The organism is Staphylococcus sp. FSL W8-1207 (genome assembly GCF_038003745.1).
GTDB lineage: Bacteria > Bacillota > Bacilli > Staphylococcales > Staphylococcaceae > Staphylococcus > Staphylococcus equorum.
This window is the reverse complement of record NZ_JBBOPU010000001.1, coordinates 563,520-578,789: the sequence shown is the minus strand read 5'-3', so window position 1 is coordinate 578,789 and position 15,270 is coordinate 563,520. Positions and strand designations below refer to the sequence as shown.

17 protein-coding genes are annotated in these 15,270 nt (G+C 32.0%); 7 read left to right on the top strand and 10 right to left on the bottom strand.

The genetic code is table 11. From position 1 onward, the window contains the following. Nucleotides 1-14 precede the first annotated feature (14 nt). From pmtB to NSR03_RS02800, 5 genes are all read right to left on the bottom strand, one after another. A complete protein-coding gene (gene pmtB / locus NSR03_RS02820; protein WP_002507155.1) occupies nt 15-677 on the bottom strand; it encodes a phenol-soluble modulin export ABC transporter permease subunit PmtB in 663 nt (220 codons plus the stop codon). A 16-nt stretch (nt 678-693) separates the two neighbouring features. Continuing rightward, nucleotides 694-1,578: a phenol-soluble modulin export ABC transporter ATP-binding protein PmtA gene (gene pmtA, locus NSR03_RS02815; RefSeq protein WP_002507154.1), complete on the bottom strand. Its 885-nt coding sequence runs from the start codon at nt 1,576-1,578 to the stop codon at nt 694-696. After that, nucleotides 1,575-1,955, bottom strand: coding sequence for a PSM export ABC transporter transcriptional regulator PmtR (gene pmtR, locus NSR03_RS02810; RefSeq protein WP_002507153.1), 381 nt, complete (start codon nt 1,953-1,955; stop codon nt 1,575-1,577). The genes pmtA and pmtR overlap by 4 nt, the downstream gene beginning before the upstream one ends. 178 nt (nt 1,956-2,133) lie before the next feature. After that, entirely contained in the window at nt 2,134-2,319 is a 186-nt protein-coding gene (locus tag NSR03_RS02805; protein WP_002507152.1) for an SE1626 family protein, read from the bottom strand. Nucleotides 2,320-2,548: 229 nt separating this feature from the next. Then, complete coding sequence (locus NSR03_RS02800) at nt 2,549-2,644, bottom strand: Trp-rich small protein (RefSeq protein WP_230456587.1); 96 nt, start codon at nt 2,642-2,644, stop codon at nt 2,549-2,551. A gap of 202 nt (nt 2,645-2,846) precedes the next feature. On the opposite strand from NSR03_RS02800, the gene NSR03_RS02795 reads away from it, so the two are divergent. Beyond that, complete coding sequence (locus NSR03_RS02795) at nt 2,847-4,145, top strand: aminotransferase class I/II-fold pyridoxal phosphate-dependent enzyme (protein WP_002507151.1); 1,299 nt, start codon at nt 2,847-2,849, stop codon at nt 4,143-4,145. Between the two features lie 51 nt (nt 4,146-4,196). On the opposite strand, the gene NSR03_RS02790 is transcribed toward NSR03_RS02795, so the two are convergent. The 4 genes from NSR03_RS02790 to groES all read right to left on the bottom strand — a co-directional run bounded on the left by NSR03_RS02790 (nt 4,197) and on the right by groES (nt 7,701). Then, nucleotides 4,197-4,664, bottom strand: a complete 468-nt coding sequence (locus NSR03_RS02790; RefSeq protein WP_002507150.1) for a bacillithiol transferase BstA — start codon at nt 4,662-4,664, stop codon at nt 4,197-4,199. A gap of 229 nt (nt 4,665-4,893) precedes the next feature. After that, the gene (locus NSR03_RS02785) at nt 4,894-5,532 is read right to left on the bottom strand and encodes an HD domain-containing protein (RefSeq protein WP_002507149.1); all 639 of its coding nucleotides are present in this window, start codon (nt 5,530-5,532) and stop codon (nt 4,894-4,896) included. Nucleotides 5,533-5,733: 201 nt separating this feature from the next. Then, complete coding sequence (gene groL / locus NSR03_RS02780; RefSeq protein WP_002507148.1) at nt 5,734-7,356, bottom strand: chaperonin GroEL; 1,623 nt, start codon at nt 7,354-7,356, stop codon at nt 5,734-5,736. 57 nt (nt 7,357-7,413) lie between these two features. Continuing rightward, entirely contained in the window at nt 7,414-7,701 is a 288-nt protein-coding gene (groES, locus tag NSR03_RS02775) for a co-chaperone GroES (RefSeq protein WP_002507147.1), read from the bottom strand. Nucleotides 7,702-7,878: 177 nt separating this feature from the next. Here groES and mroQ point away from each other — a divergent pair, with 177 nt between their 5' ends. Beyond that, entirely contained in the window at nt 7,879-8,622 is a 744-nt protein-coding gene (gene mroQ, locus NSR03_RS02770) for an intramembrane glutamic endopeptidase MroQ (RefSeq protein WP_002511405.1), read from the top strand. Between the two features lie 98 nt (nt 8,623-8,720). Here the strand turns inward: mroQ and NSR03_RS02765 are convergent, their stop codons facing one another. Continuing rightward, nucleotides 8,721-10,634, bottom strand: a complete 1,914-nt coding sequence (locus NSR03_RS02765; protein WP_285328688.1) for an SdrH family protein — start codon at nt 10,632-10,634, stop codon at nt 8,721-8,723. Between the two features lie 192 nt (nt 10,635-10,826). On the opposite strand from NSR03_RS02765, the gene NSR03_RS02760 reads away from it, so the two are divergent. From NSR03_RS02760 to agrC, 5 genes are all read left to right on the top strand, one after another. Further along, the gene (locus tag NSR03_RS02760) at nt 10,827-11,456 is read left to right on the top strand and encodes a nitroreductase family protein (RefSeq protein WP_002507144.1); all 630 of its coding nucleotides are present in this window, start codon (nt 10,827-10,829) and stop codon (nt 11,454-11,456) included. Nucleotides 11,457-11,689: 233 nt separating this feature from the next. Then, nucleotides 11,690-12,475 carry a carbon-nitrogen family hydrolase gene (locus NSR03_RS02755; RefSeq protein ID WP_002507143.1) on the top strand — a complete coding sequence of 262 codons (786 nt, stop codon included), beginning with the start codon at nt 11,690-11,692 and terminating at the stop codon, nt 12,473-12,475. A gap of 759 nt (nt 12,476-13,234) precedes the next feature. Continuing rightward, nucleotides 13,235-13,804, top strand: a complete 570-nt coding sequence (locus NSR03_RS02750; protein ID WP_002507142.1) for an accessory gene regulator AgrB — start codon at nt 13,235-13,237, stop codon at nt 13,802-13,804. Nucleotides 13,805-13,806: 2 nt separating this feature from the next. Beyond that, nucleotides 13,807-13,944: a cyclic lactone autoinducer peptide AgrD gene (gene agrD, locus NSR03_RS02745; protein WP_002507141.1), complete on the top strand. Its 138-nt coding sequence runs from the start codon at nt 13,807-13,809 to the stop codon at nt 13,942-13,944. Between the two features lie 23 nt (nt 13,945-13,967). Beyond that, nucleotides 13,968-15,263, top strand: coding sequence for a quorum-sensing sensor histidine kinase AgrC (agrC, locus tag NSR03_RS02740; RefSeq protein WP_037539474.1), 1,296 nt, complete (start codon nt 13,968-13,970; stop codon nt 15,261-15,263). Nucleotides 15,264-15,270 lie beyond the last annotated feature (7 nt).

The following is a 15,270-nucleotide window of genomic DNA, read 5'->3' as shown; positions in this document are numbered from 1 at the left end:
GCCTCCTTTTATTATTAAATTAATTTTTTATATTGAATGATGTAGCTAGCTACAAAACAAAAAATACTTAAAGTTAAAAATCCATAATTAAAAATAGTTTCAAAATAATTTAATATACCCAGACTATAATTAAATAATGTACATATTCCAACTACAAGTAGCACGATTATGACAGGTATTAAAATAACCATTGTAAGTAAATAAATTATATAAGAAATGTAATCAGATTTTTGTTCTGTATATTTTTTGAAAGCTATAGGTACTGCAAAGAAATTTACCGCAATGTATGAAAATGGCATTGAAATGTTAAAATCAATATTACTCGTTGATACATGAGAATTCGGCATAGTATATAAAGATAATATTGCTGCCCCAACTAATGTAAAAATAACAACTGTTAAATAATTAGCATTCAATAACGACTTTTTAGAAACTGGTAAACTGCCAAAAAAGTCATAAGCCATTCTGTGCCCAAGCTTACTATTAAAACGAAAAACATGACCAGAATCTAGTATAGAAACAAAAAGTAATATCATCGCAACTGCAGAATATAACGCATTAGTAAAAATACTATTAGGTATTATGATTAATTGCAGTGGGGAAAACAATAATAACATTGCATATATTACGATTGTCCATTTACGTAATTTTAAATTTCTAATAAGTAAATTTTTCATCTAATGCCCCCAGTTGTTAACTCTCATAATTTTTTTGTTCAGTCTTCTGGGTTCCTTTTTCAAGGTAAACCATTAAATCTTCAATCGTTGGCTTAGTTATTGCAATCTTGTTTCCAAAAATTTCATTAAATATATTAGCATGTTCTGTAAGGGCGATATATCCTGTTTTGTTTTCTTCTATATAGTGTGTTAATTGAATTAATTCTTCATCCAATTGCTGCATGTCACCTTTAACTACTTTGAATCTATTCAAAATGTCATCCAAAAATTGATTTAGTACAATTTCACCATCTTTTAAATACACTAAGTAATCAGCGATTTTTTCTAAATCCGAAATGATATGAGTGGAAATAAATACTGTTTTATTTTCATCAATGAGTTCTTTTTGGATTACATCCAAAACTTCGTTTCGAACGATTGGGTCTAACCCTGATGTTGGCTCATCTAAGATAAATAATTCAGCATGGTGGCTAAAAGCAATAGCAATAGACAACTTCATCTTCATACCAGTTGAGAATGTTTTGATTTTGCGCTTATAAGGTAAATCAAATTTTTCAAGATAATATGTAAATAACTGATGGTCCCATGTACTATAAAATGGTGAAACATACTGTTCAATTTTTTGGATATTCCATTTATCATTGAGGTACAATTCGGAATAAACAAAACCAATTTTATTTTTAATAGCTTCAGGTTGCGCTTTCATTTTTTGATTAAAGATTAAAACATCTCCGCCATCAGGCTCAATTAAATCCATAATCATTCTAATAATGGTCGTTTTACCAACACCATTTGCGCCAATAAATCCAGTTATAAATCCTTGAGGAACACGAAAACTAATATCATTTAACTTGAATTCTTTATACTGATAATTTACAGCATTTAATTCGATTGCGTTCATTCATCGTCCTCCTCAAAAATCATTTCTAAGATTTCTTGTAATTCTGAAAGTGGCATGCCTATGGTTTTTGCTTCTTTGCTTATTGATTTAGCCATTGTTTCAATCACCATGAATTGTTTTTCTTTTAAAATTGAACTATCTTGCTCTTTCACATATGTACCCTTACCTCTAATAGTAAAGACAAAACCATCTTTTTCTAAATCTTCATATGCACGCTTTGTAGTTATAACACTAACGCTCAAATCATGTGCTAATTCCCTCATCGAAGGTAAGTGTTCACCAGGAGCAACGTATCCTTTTAAAATATTTTCTTTGATTTGTTGCTTAATCTGTTCATAGATTGGCTGTTCACCACTATTTTTCAAAAGTATTTTCATGGACGTCCTCCCTTACAACTGTATATACACACTATATACAATGTATACACACTTGTAAAGTATAAATGTATTCAAACATCCATATAATTACTCATTGAAAAGGACGAGTTAACATAAAAAAGCTATAAGTAAGATTTTGCATATCGCTTCATCTCACTTATAGCATGTTTAAACAATGTTATTTATTTTGTTTATCTTTTTTCTTACGCTTATTATTACGATCAATAAAAGCGCAAATCATAAACATGATTGCAGCAATTAATAATTTAATACCAGAATCTTCATGACCAATAGCCTGTAAATAATAGCCTACAACGAGTAATATCATTGCCATTATGACAAATATTTTAGTTAAATGTTTCACTCTCTTCACCTCAAACAATATCATTGTATCAAACTTTGGCATTAATTTCTAAAAGCAATTCATTTCAGAAAAATTATTGATACTTATGTAACTACTTTTATGATTGACATTTAAATATATTGTTTGCAGTCTATTACCTATGATGATAAAATTGTAAATGTATCCACGGATTATACTACACAATCCCAAGTCTGCGTCATCAGACTTGGGGTTTTTTGTGTAAGGCCACCTATTTGTCCTTCCATTTACTCTCTAACCAAACACGGAATACAACAAGTAAGCTACCTGTTAATAAAGTTGTAATTATTTCTTGCCACCACGCTATCATACTACACCTCCCACAGAAAAAAGTGCCACGTAGGATTTTTGATGGCCTATCCGTATTCTAACACAAAACAGAACATGTGTTCGTATAAATGGCTAAATTTTGAAATTTTCTGTCTAAAACAGTCACAAGACTTTAATTTTAAGCTATTTCAAGATAATATAAGGTTATCATTGAAAAAGTAAAGAGAGGTTGACCAACTATGAATCCTTTAGCTTTAGATTTAAACGAGCAATTATCTAAATCAAATCCAGAAGTTGCAGACATGCTTTCCGACCTAGGAAAATTAATGTATTATCCGAAAGGTATATTATCTCAATCGGCGGAAGCAAAATCCACACAATATAATGCCACGATAGGAATGGCAACATATAAAGATAGTAAGATGTACGCAAATACTTTAAATGACATCTTCGATCATTTAGAACCAGATGAAATCTTCCCTTATGCTCCGCCACAAGGTTTAGAATCTCTTCGTGATTTATGGCAACAAAAAACATTAAAAGAAAACCCAGATTTAGATGCGAAAGACATGACAAGACCAATCCTTACTAATGCTTTAACACATGGCTTATCATTAGTTGGTGACATGTTCGTCGATAGTGGTGATACACTCTTACTCCCAACGCATAATTGGGGCAACTATAAACTCGTTTATAGTACAAGACATAGTGCTGAAATCGAAACGTATGATATTTTTGACGAAGCTGGACATTTTACAACAGAAAATTTAGTTAATACTCTAGAAAATTATAATAAAGAAAAAGTCATTTTAATATTAAATTATCCAAATAATCCAACTGGTTATACACCAACAAAAGATGAAGTTCATACTATCGTCGCTGCAGTAAAATCATTAGCAGAACGTGGTACAAACGTTATCGCTTTAGTTGACGATGCATACTACGGACTCTTTTACGAAGATGTTTATACACAGTCATTATTCACAGCATTAACGAATTTACATTTAGATAACTTATTACCAATTCGTTTAGATGGTGCAACAAAAGAATTCTTTGCATGGGGCTTACGTGTAGGTTTCATCAGTTTTGGTGTCGGAAACGATACAACAAAACAAGTATTAGAAGCTAAAATCAAAGGATTAATTCGAAGTAACATTTCAAGCGGCCCATTACCTTCGCAAAGTGCAGTTAAATACGTGCTCGAAAATCACGAAACTTTTGATAAAGAAATTCAACACAATATCAACACGTTACAAGCTAGATATGAAGTAACGAAATCTGTTGTATATGATGAGAAATACACATCATACTGGCAAGCCTATGATTTTAACTCAGGCTATTTTATGGCGTTACAAGTTAAAGACGTTGACCCTGAACAGTTACGCCAACACTTAATTAATAAATACTCTATTGGTATTATTGCCCTTAATTCAACCGACATTCGCATTGCTTTTAGTTGTGTAGAAAAGGATGACATTCCACATGTATTTGATTCTATCGCTAAAGCTATTGAAGACCTAAAAAATCAAAACAAATAATAAAAAGGATGAAATCGCATATAAACGGTGATTTCATCCTTTTTATTTATATTAACGTTGCTGTTTCAGTACACGTGCCATTTCTTCAATTTTACCAGCATGTAGTGGTACATGAATTGCATTTAAAATTAACAACTCATCTAACGTACTACAACCAGCAATCGTTTCAGTTAATTCAACTTCTAATTGTTGGTCAGTTAATTTTTTGGCACGTTCAGGTAACGTTTTTAAATTTTCGATAATTTCATCCACACTTGGGATATCTTCGTCGCCCCAATCAGCTGGATTAGAACCATAGCCAAATAAGCGCGTATATTTTTGGATGTCTACTTCATTTTGTTCACTTAAAGATAGCGCAGATTCAAAAATAGTTAACACGTGTCCATATTGCCAATGTAGCGTATTAGGGAAGAGTTCACTTTCATTATCTAATATACTTTCAATGTTCCATTTGTCATAATCTGATATTAAATAATTAATACCTGTATCAATCACATCGTACACTGATTTTTTTGTCATAGTTAATCTCCCTTTCTTAAAAAAGCTTCACATAAATAATAATTATAAGTAGTGAATAATATTTATGCTTACTTTCTCTACCCTCAATAAGTTGTTTTTACTCACTTTATACGTTTTATACTAAAAATATTTAAATACTACTGTTAAATAGTGCTCTATATCGCTTTCAAATTCAATTGTTTTTACTTTAAGATTTAGTGATTAAATATTACTAAAGTACAGCGTATTTTTAATCATCCCATTTTGAGCGTAGGACACAAGAACAAAAATTATTTTGAGGGTATTCTGGCTCAAAATATTTCACCACATCAGATTTAATATTACCAAAAGTTGTTTCAGGTTTATGCTTAAAGCCTTCATAAAAAGCTGTTAATACATCTTTTTTAAAATTACCTCGAGGAAATTTATTTACGATAGCTTTTCTAATTTCATCTGAATATTGGTCCCAATTGTCACTCATAACATCCATACCAACACCGTGATATAATAATGCAACATTATTTTCTTTATGCTCAGCCACACCTATCGTCGTATGTAATGCAATTGAATCCCAAGCAAGTTGTAAATCTTGGTCGTTATAATTGTGTGTATCTAAAAATTGGCGGACTGCATTTGCGCCGTCTACTTCAAACCTCAGATCATCACTACTATATTGGTTTGTTAACCCTAAATCATGGAAGAGCGAACACATATATAAAAGCTCTTTATCATATTTCAAATTATCTTGCATGCCTTTAACTTCACCAAATAAATATACTCTATTCGAATGGTTCCATATTAACTCATTACCGTATTCATGGACTACTTCTTGTGCTTCTTGGATTATTTTACTATCTGGGACAACAATTTCATTGATATCTTTTAACATAATAAATTCCTCCTTTGTTACAATATAGTCTCTATAGATATGTATATCAAACTATAGACCATTCATCATAAAAAAGAAGCCTTCCACTAAGTTAAGTAACTTAATGGAAGACGTCAGTAAAGAATTATTTTAAATTTTCTATGACCAAATTATGACCATAGATAAAGTGAAATACCGTCATATCAATGGTTATAAGTTATTTTACATCATCCCTGGCATGCCGCCCATACCTGCTTGTGCATCATTACTGCTTTCTTCAGGAATATGCGCAACAACCGCTTCAGTTGTTAAGAACATTGCTGCTACACTTGCTGCATGTTGTAACGCTGAACGTGTAACTTTAGTTGGATCTACAATACCTGCATCCAACATATTCACCCATTCATTTGTAGCTGCATTGAAACCAACACCTACATCAGCATTTTTAAGTCTTTCAACAATAATCGAACCTTCTAAACCAGCGTTTTCTGCAATTTGACGAACTGGAGATTCTAATGCTTTTAATACAATATTAATGCCTGTTGCAATATCGCCTTCAGCTTCAATTTTAGAAACTTTGTCATAAATATTCATGAATGCTGTACCACCACCGGCTACAATACCTTCTTCAACAGCAGCTCTAGTAGAGTTTAAAGCATCTTCAATGCGTAATTTACGCTCTTTTAATTCTGTTTCACTTGCTGCACCAACTTTAATTACAGCTACGCCTCCAGCTAATTTAGCTAAGCGCTCTTGTAATTTCTCTTTATCAAATTCAGAATCCGTTTCTTCAATTTGAGATTTAATTTGGCTTACACGTGCATCGATATTATTTTGATCTCCATTACCATCAACCACTGTTGTATTATCTTTAGTGATTTCTGCTTTACTTGAAGTACCTAACATGTCAATTGTTGCATCTTTTAAATCTAAGCCTAAGTCATCAGTAATCACTTGTGCGCCTGTTAAGATAGCTAAATCTTCCAACATTGCTTTACGACGATCTCCGAATCCAGGTGCTTTAACTGCCACTGCAGTAAATGTGCCACGCATACGGTTTAATACGATATTTGTTAGTGCGTCACCTTCTACATCATCTGCTACGATTAGGATAGGTCTGTTAGATTGAACAACTTGTTCTAATAATGGCAGAATATCTTGGAAAGATGAAATCTTTTTATCTGTAATTAAAATATATGGTTTTTCAAGTTCTGCAACCATTTTATCTGAATCAGTTACCATATAAGGAGATTGGTAACCACGATCAAATTGCATACCTTCAACGACTTCAAGTTCAGTATTAAAACCACTTGATTCTTCTATTGTAATTACACCATCGTTGCCTACTTTTTCCATAGCTTCTGAAATATATTTACCAATTTCTTCATCTGCTGCTGAAATTGATCCAACTTGCGCAATTTCATTTTTATTATCAACATTTTGAGAGATTTCTTGTAATGCGTCAATAGCTACGTCTACAGCTTTATCGATACCTTGACGTAAACCTACAGGATTTGCACCACTTGTTACGTTTTTCAAGCCTTCTTGTATCATTGCTTGAGCTAATACTGTAGCTGTAGTTGTTCCGTCACCTGCGATTTCATTCGTTTTGTTGGCAACTTCTTGTACTAATTTCGCTCCCATATTTTCATATGGATCTTCTAATTCAATTTCTTTTGCAATTGTAACACCGTCATTTGTGATTAGTGGTGATGTATATTCTTTATCTAATACAACATTACGCCCTTTTGGTCCAATTGTAACTTTCACGGCGTTAGCTAATTTATCTACACCTCTTAACATAGATTGACGTGCGTCTTCGGAAAATTTTAAATCTTTCGCCATATTACTTTACCTCCATGATGTTCGTATTATTTGTATATTTTTTAGTTTTAATTTTGATTATTCTTCTATTACTGCTAATATATCGTCTTCGCTAACGATTAAGTATGTGTCGTCTCCACGCTTAACTTCAGTTCCAGCAAATTGTTGGAAAACAACATTGTCGCCTTCATTCACTTCAGGAGCAACTCGAGAACCATCTTTTAAAATACGTCCTGCACCTACTGCAATTATCGTACCTTCATTTGATTTCTCTTTAGCGCTATCAGTTAAAACGATACCACTTTTAGTTGTTTGCTCTTGTTCTGTTTTTTGAATAATTACTCGGTTACCTAATGGCTTTAACATTGATTGTTCCTCCTTAAAATACTAAAATTTTTAGCACTTAATCATTGTGAGTGCTAATACACTTTCTATAATAATCAAAGTTGGTCAATATTTCAAGTTAAAACCATTACACTAAATTTTGTGTGAAAAGCTATTTTGCGATAAAATAGAATATATTCTAATTTTTGGAGGTTCATTATGTCTCGTTTATGGGTGTCCATTTTGACATTAGTTATTTATGGCCTTGCTCAGTTTGGTCCGATTTTCTTACAAATGGCTGGCTTATTTAACAATTTAAGTGGCAAGGAAATCCTCTTTGCTAATATTTATACACAAGTGATCTTGTTTATTATAGCTGCTTTACTCATCATACTAATAAACTTTTTCATTGCCAATCCTACCCAACTAGAGTTACAACCTAAAGAAAAGAAAAGGTATGTAATACTTTGGGCAATCGTAGGTTATATGATTGTTATGATTTATCAAGTTGTTGCAGGAATGATAAATATGTATGTATTCGGCGCACCTCAATCTAGCCCTAATACGGAAAGATTGATGAAAATAGCACAAGAAATCCCGATGTTTATCATATTAATTTCAGTTGTAGGACCTATTCTAGAAGAGTTCGTGTTTAGAAAAGTAATATTTGGTGAGTTATACAACATATTAAAAGGTAATAAAACTTTTAAATTTCTCATTGCCGGAATTGTGAGTTCAATTATCTTTAGTGCTGCACATGCAGACCCATCATTCTTTATCATCTATTTTGGTATGGGCTTTATTTTCTCAGCATTGTATGTATATACAAAACGTATATGGGTACCTATCCTAGTACACATAATGCAAAATGGCTTTGTCGCTATTGTACAAATTTACTTTGGTCCTGAAAAAATAAAAGAACTACAAGAATCTGCATCATTTATATTTATTTTCATGTTTTAATTAAATTTTAAGTTATATAAAATAAATGGAAGAACTCAATGTTTATTACATGAGTCCTTCCATTTTTTATTTGTCTATGAAACGTTATATATCAAAAGCTATTCATTTTCTTTTTTGTTTCTGAGATAAACGAAATATCCTACCACTACACCTATAAATATTATCGTTATTGCAGTGATTAAAGCAAATAATGTCCGTTCGAATTTAATATCAATTGTGTCTTTCGATTTCTTATCGTTTGTACGCGTCGATTCTTCATCACTACTTGAATGATATTCATATTTACCAGATGCGGCACTTTTGTTTTCTGGCGTTTTTAAGTCAGGCATAGAACCTATTTCTCCAGTAATCAATGCCAAAACTTGCTTATCTAAATTTTTATAGTAATCTCTTGATTTTAATGGGTTAAAATATTGAAATTTAAAATAATTTGTTCCCTTTTGTAACTCATTTAAAAACGCATTATCTGAAAAACTTTGACGTCTTATAATAGAAGTAATATCTTTGTCAGATACACTATCAACATTATTATTAAGCTGTTTAACTTGGTTCAAAATAAAAGGATTGTATTTAAAAGAACCTGGAGACATTTGATTAAATCTATTAACTAATCTGCTGTCACCTTGATTTGAATTTTGACTTGTTTTCTCTGTACTCAAATCTCCATAAGTCACAGCATTATTGTTAGTGCCTGCTATCTTTTTATTTGATTGCGCATATTGCTTATTTGCATTTTGATTCTCACCATTATATTTGTTTGAAGATGTGTGTTCATTTTGAGAACTTCCCGAGTTTGAATGATTCACTGAACTGTCTGATATATTATTTTTACTACCCTGGTTATGATGGTTTGATCCAGATGGTATGTTGGGGCTCAGTGGTTTATTAGGTTTCGGGGGTTCTGTTGTATTGTTATCTCCTCCGCCTTCACTTGGTTGTTCTGGTTTAGGCTTCTCTTCTGAGTCATCTCCACCACCTTGTGGTTTATCAGGATTTGTCGGTTCTGTTGTATTATCGTCTCCGCCTTCACTTGGCTGTTCTGGTTTAGGTTTCTCTTCTGAGTCATCTCCACCATCCTGTGGATTATCGGGGTTTGACGGTTCTGTTGTATTATCGTCTCCGCCTTCACTTGGCTGTTCTGGTTTAGGTTTCTCTTCTGAGTCATCTCCACCATCCTGTGGATTATCGGGGTTTGACGGTTCTGTTGTATTATCTTCGCCACTTTCTCCTGGTTGTTCTGGTTTAGGCTTCTCTTCTGAGTCATTTCCGCCGCCTTGTGGGTTATTTGGGTTTGATGGTTCTGTTGTATTATCGTCTTCGTCTTCACTTGGTTGTTCTGGTTTAGGCTTCTCTTCTGAATCATTTCCGCCGCCTTGTGGGTTATTTGGGTTTGATGGTTCTGTTGTATTATCGTCTTCGTCTTCACTTGGTTGTTCTGGTTTAGGTTTCTCTTCTGAATTGTCGCCATTATCTTCTGGTTGGTCAGAACCTGATGATTGATTATCTTCTTCTGGCTTTTCAGGCTCAGTAGTAGTGTCTGAATCACTATTGTCCAAATCACTACCATTTGGTTGTTCCGATGATGGTTTATCTTCAGTTCCGTTGTCACTGTCTCCTGTATTGTTTGAATCCGATGATTGATTGTCTTCATCTGACTTATCTGGGTTAGTAGTAGTGTCTGGCTCACTATCGTTAGAGTTACTATCATTTGATTGTTCAGATGATGAAATCGTTATAGCATCACTACTGGTTGTATTATCAGTTTGGTCAGAATTTGAAGGTACTTCATTCTCACTTGAATTATTTACTAGCTGAGTGCTATTTTGCACATTTTTATCTATATCTGATATATTGATACGCTTATGGTCTAAATCAGCATTCTTCATATTCGTATTCTTATTGTATTCATTTAGATCTTTCTCTGTCCCTTGTGTTGGCTTAGAAATTAATGTAGCACTTAGTGCAATTGCAAAGCTAGATACAATAAACTTATGTGAAATATAATTTTTCATAATCTCACCTCCAAATAATTTTTCTTATATTCCCTATTAGTATATTAGAAATCGTCCTATTTTTCATTAAAATTAGGCTTTTGAAAGAAGAAATTAATCTATTTGAAATTTATTGTAAAAAGCTATTTACAAACCAAGGTATAATTATTATACTAGATATATAAAATAAATTGATATGAAGGAGTTTTCCGAATGGGGCTTTTTAGTAAAAAAGAAGATACACTAGATGTATTTCAAAGTGCAGTAGAATCAAGACGTACAATATATAGTTTAGAGCAAGAAATTTCAATATCTGATAAAGAGGTAGAAGGTATCATCGAACATGCAATTAAACATGTTCCATCTTCATTTAATGCTCAATCAACCCGTATTGTATTGTTATTAAACGATAACCATAATAAATTTTGGGATATAACAAAAGAAGAATTAAAAAAATCAATGGGTCCTGATCGTGAATTCCAAGCAACTTCAGACAAAATTGATAACTTCAAACATTCATATGGTACAATCCTATACTTTGAAGATCAAGACGTTGTCGAAGGTTTACAAAATCAAATGCCTAACTATGCTGAGAACTTTGCAATTTGGTCAAACCAAACAAATGCAATGCACCAATTTGCAATTTGGACTGCATTAGGTACTAAAGGTATTGGCGCATCATTACAACATTATAATCCACTTGTAGACGTAGCAGTAACTGAAGCGTTCGATATTCCTACTACTTGGAATCTTCTAGCTCAAATGCCTTTTGGTAACGTGCGTGATGAAGCTGGAGAAAAAGAATTTCATGATGTAAGCAAACGCTTCTTAGTAAGAAAATAGTTTGTTTAATTTTTTAAACATTAACAATAATACAAGCGCTTAGGGGATAAACCCTTTCCAATTTATAAAACCAATTCATTTAAAATGAACTGGTTTTTTTATTTGAATATTTCGGTTTTGAGTGTCCACGCTTCTCACGTGGTATTTTGTAATTTCATTGAACCCTCTCAATTTTGAATTTTCTGAATGTATCTAGTATATTTATGCTAACAACAATTTAAGGGGCGATCGAGATGAATATAGAAATCTTTCAATTTAAAGTGGAACCAGCGAATGTTGCATTAAATGAAGAAACAATTACGAATTGGTTTGCAGAGTATGTGACAGCAAAGACAGACATCGTAGTTTTACCGGAAATGTGGAATAACGGTTATGCCCTACCGCAACTAAAAGAACTTGCTGATAATCAATTATCAAGAAGTTTTGAGTTTATATCAAAATTAGCAATCCAATATAAAGTTGATGTAATTGCAGGTTCTGTTTCAAATAGTATGAAAGAGAACATCTACAATACTGCTTTTGCCGTTTCAAAAAATGGTTATTTAATAAACAGTTATGACAAGGTACATCTTGTGCCGATGTTAGATGAACCTTCATTTTTAACACCCGGTAATGCAGTTCCAGAACCCTTCACCCTATCAGATGGCGCTAAAGTTGCACATATTACTTGTTACGATTTACGCTTTCCTGAATTACTTCGCTATCCAGCGCGTAAAGATGCACAAATCGCTTTTTATGTTGCACAATGGCCCGCGGTAAGATTGAATCATTGGACTGCCCTCTTAAAAGCACGTGCCATCGAAAACGATATATTTGTAGTTGGTTGTAATGCTTGTGGAGATGATGGTAAGACTGAATATGCAGGTCATTCTATCGTAATTAACCCTAATGGTGAAGTTATAGCAGAATTAGAAGAAAAACCAGATCATTTAACTTGTGACATTGATTTAGATGAAGTAACGAATCAACGCAATACTATTCCAGTATTCAAAAATTTAAGACCACATCTATATAAATAATTTCATAATAAAAACCGTGAGCTTGGGAGGGGCTCACGGTTTTTTGTAACTTATTATTAAGGGAATGTTTTTACAGTTATTTCTCTATCTATTTTTGGGGATGTTATTAATTATGAAAAAAATTAGTGAATTTACCGATTTTAATGATAAATTGAATGATGTTTACGATAGCTTACATGTTAATATTTTAAATTGTCTCTGTTATAGACAATGTTAAAATGATATTAGATTCGAGACTGGGAAGGTTCTGCAAATCTAAATTGGGAATGCTTAAATTAATAAGCGCGTTGTGTACTCAGTAAGTACTATTTTACGAAATCACTAATTGCTGCTGAGATATCTTTTGTCACTACATCAGCCTCCTCTTGTTTGTATTAAAATTGAAAAACGATAACTAATTTTTGTAACTATAACAACTATACGAAGAAAGTACAGTTACAATATCAGCGTGTCAATTAAGCTCCTGCTCAAAAGCTTAATTAACTTCATCATTCAAATCAAAATTCAAACAAAAATTGATTAAATGATTTGTAAAATGCTATCACTTCTTTGTGATACAAGTACATTTAACCATGATTTTGAGGTTATTCGTTAAAAAATCCCTAACTCGTCATATTTCATTCCTAAATGTTTACTTTTTTATGTTAAAATTAAAGAGATAAAGATTAGCAACAGTTAGGAACACAAAATATACAGTTACGCAATAAGACGCATAAAACTTAATTAAAATTGTATAATACGACTGAGGAGAGAAGCCCAATGTTAAAGTCTATAGATAGCAAAATTGACCGTTTTGCTAAATATCTACAACAACGTAACAACTTAGAACATATTGATTATTTAAAGATGCGTTTAGGTATGCAAGTATTTGTAGGCAATGTAACTAAAACAATAATAACTTATGGCGTTTCAATCCTTTGCCATCTCTTTTTTTACACACTAACTGTCCATTTATCATACTTTTTTATTAGGCGTTATGCACACGGCGCTCATGCAAAATCTTCTTTTGCATGTCATGTGCAGAATTTATTGTTATTTGTTTTATTACCTTGGTTAATCGGGTATATGAAAGTGTCTTCATTAATTATGTATCCATTAGCAATAATTGGTTTCATTATATTAATGATATACGCACCTGCTGCTACGAAAAAGCAGCCTATACCACAACGATTAGTAAAAGGTAAGAAATTAAAGACAGTCATTGTAACTTTATTATTATTAGTAATATCAATGTTTTTCAGTGAGCCTTACCAACAATTAGTACTTTTAGGCATTATTTTGATTGCTATCGCTCAACTACCTATATTTTTCCCTAAGGAGGATGTTTAATTATGCATATCTTTGAATCTATTTTTAGTTTAATCGCGAAGTTTTTCTCAACACTAGGTGCAGTAGCTGGTTTAAGACCTTGTGGTGGATATTTTGACGAACCAGAAGTACCTAAAGAAATTACAGAGTTATACGAATAATTGTCCTAGAGAGTGTGTAGAGTATGGCTATTTTAAACACAATTATGTTATCAATATTTCAAGCATTTTTGCTTTTCGTAATCATTAAAATTTTAACAAATGTAACTTATACTTTGAGGGATTATATTACCATTATTGGGATTATAATCCCTTCAACCATTTTATTCTTTTATTTTGACACAAAATCGATGTTATTTTTATTATTAGTAAGTGTTGTCTTTATGTATTATAGGAAACGTTTCATCGGTATTGCATCTGTACTCGTTAGCTTTTTCATCTTATATATGGCTAATTTTTTATCAATCTGGTTAGCTACATTATTACTAGACTTAATTTCAGCTCAGTACATATTTGATTTTATATATTTACTTATTTTCGCTATAATAACATTTTTTTTCTCAATACTAGGAAGAGTTTTATTTAAACAATTAACCACTTCCGGTTTATCATTAAATAAAATTTATTTAATTATTGTTTGTGTATTTCTGCTTACAATATTACTACTAATCTATTTTTATTTACCTGATCAAAGTCTTTCTTTTGGAGATGCGAAATTTTTAATAGTTATGTATGCCGTATTAATCATAACGACTGCTGTACTTATCATTACGATTTCTTTCAGTATCATTCGTCAGATTCAATACAAACGTAATATGCGTGAAATCGAGAATTACTATAAGTATACTTTACAAATAGAAAAAATTAATCATGAAATGCGTAAATTTAGACATGACTACGTCAACATATTATCAACGATGTCGGATTTTATTAGAGAAAATGATATGGAAGGTTTAGATCAATATTTCCATGAAGAAATTTTGCCTATGCAAGACAGTATGCAAATGAATGCCATTAAAATTAATGGTATTGAAAACCTAAAAGTTCGTGAAATCAAAGGATTATTAACAACAAAAATATTACAAGCTCAAGAAAAGAATATTAGAATTAGCATAGAAGTTCCTGAAACAATCGAAAAAATAGAAATGCCTATTATTAATTTGAGTAGGGTTATTGGCATTTTACTTGATAATGCGATCGAAGCTTCTGAAAAAATAGTGGATGACCCGCTTATTCGAATTGCTTTTATCAAAAATGAAGATGATTCAGTGATGTTTATAGTTATGAATAAATGTGATACTGATATGCCTCGAGTACATACCCTGTTCCAAGAGAATTTCTCTACAAAAGGTAAAAATCGTGGACTTGGGCTTTCAACATTAAAAGAGTTGACTGATACGACCTCTAATGTTTTATTAGATACAACAATTGATAATAACTATTTTATTCAAAAAGTAGAAATATTAAATACTGATTCATAAGGGTGTG

What these genes read in the sequence shown, in the direction of transcription:
- pmtA (WP_002507154.1), bottom strand. Translation starts at nt 1,578, where the DNA reads ATGAACGCAATCGAATTAAATGCTGTAAATTATCAGTATAAAGAATTC.
- NSR03_RS02750 (WP_002507142.1), top strand. Translation starts at nt 13,235, where the DNA reads ATGTTAAAGTCTATAGATAGCAAAATTGACCGTTTTGCTAAATATCTA.
- mroQ (WP_002511405.1), top strand. Translation starts at nt 7,879, where the DNA reads ATGTCTCGTTTATGGGTGTCCATTTTGACATTAGTTATTTATGGCCTT.
- NSR03_RS02760 (WP_002507144.1), top strand. Translation starts at nt 10,827, where the DNA reads ATGGGGCTTTTTAGTAAAAAAGAAGATACACTAGATGTATTTCAAAGT.
- groES (WP_002507147.1), bottom strand. Translation starts at nt 7,701, where the DNA reads ATGTTAAAGCCATTAGGTAACCGAGTAATTATTCAAAAAACAGAACAA.
- NSR03_RS02785 (WP_002507149.1), bottom strand. Translation starts at nt 5,532, where the DNA reads ATGTTAAAAGATATCAATGAAATTGTTGTCCCAGATAGTAAAATAATC.
- NSR03_RS02795 (WP_002507151.1), top strand. Translation starts at nt 2,847, where the DNA reads ATGAATCCTTTAGCTTTAGATTTAAACGAGCAATTATCTAAATCAAAT.
- agrC (WP_037539474.1), top strand. Translation starts at nt 13,968, where the DNA reads ATGGCTATTTTAAACACAATTATGTTATCAATATTTCAAGCATTTTTG.
- NSR03_RS02755 (WP_002507143.1), top strand. Translation starts at nt 11,690, where the DNA reads ATGAATATAGAAATCTTTCAATTTAAAGTGGAACCAGCGAATGTTGCA.
- agrD (WP_002507141.1), top strand. Translation starts at nt 13,807, where the DNA reads ATGCATATCTTTGAATCTATTTTTAGTTTAATCGCGAAGTTTTTCTCA.
- pmtB (WP_002507155.1), bottom strand. Translation starts at nt 677, where the DNA reads ATGAAAAATTTACTTATTAGAAATTTAAAATTACGTAAATGGACAATC.
- NSR03_RS02790 (WP_002507150.1), bottom strand. Translation starts at nt 4,664, where the DNA reads ATGACAAAAAAATCAGTGTACGATGTGATTGATACAGGTATTAATTAT.
- NSR03_RS02765 (WP_285328688.1), bottom strand. Translation starts at nt 10,634, where the DNA reads ATGAAAAATTATATTTCACATAAGTTTATTGTATCTAGCTTTGCAATT.
- pmtR (WP_002507153.1), bottom strand. Translation starts at nt 1,955, where the DNA reads ATGAAAATACTTTTGAAAAATAGTGGTGAACAGCCAATCTATGAACAG.
- groL (WP_002507148.1), bottom strand. Translation starts at nt 7,356, where the DNA reads ATGGCGAAAGATTTAAAATTTTCCGAAGACGCACGTCAATCTATGTTA.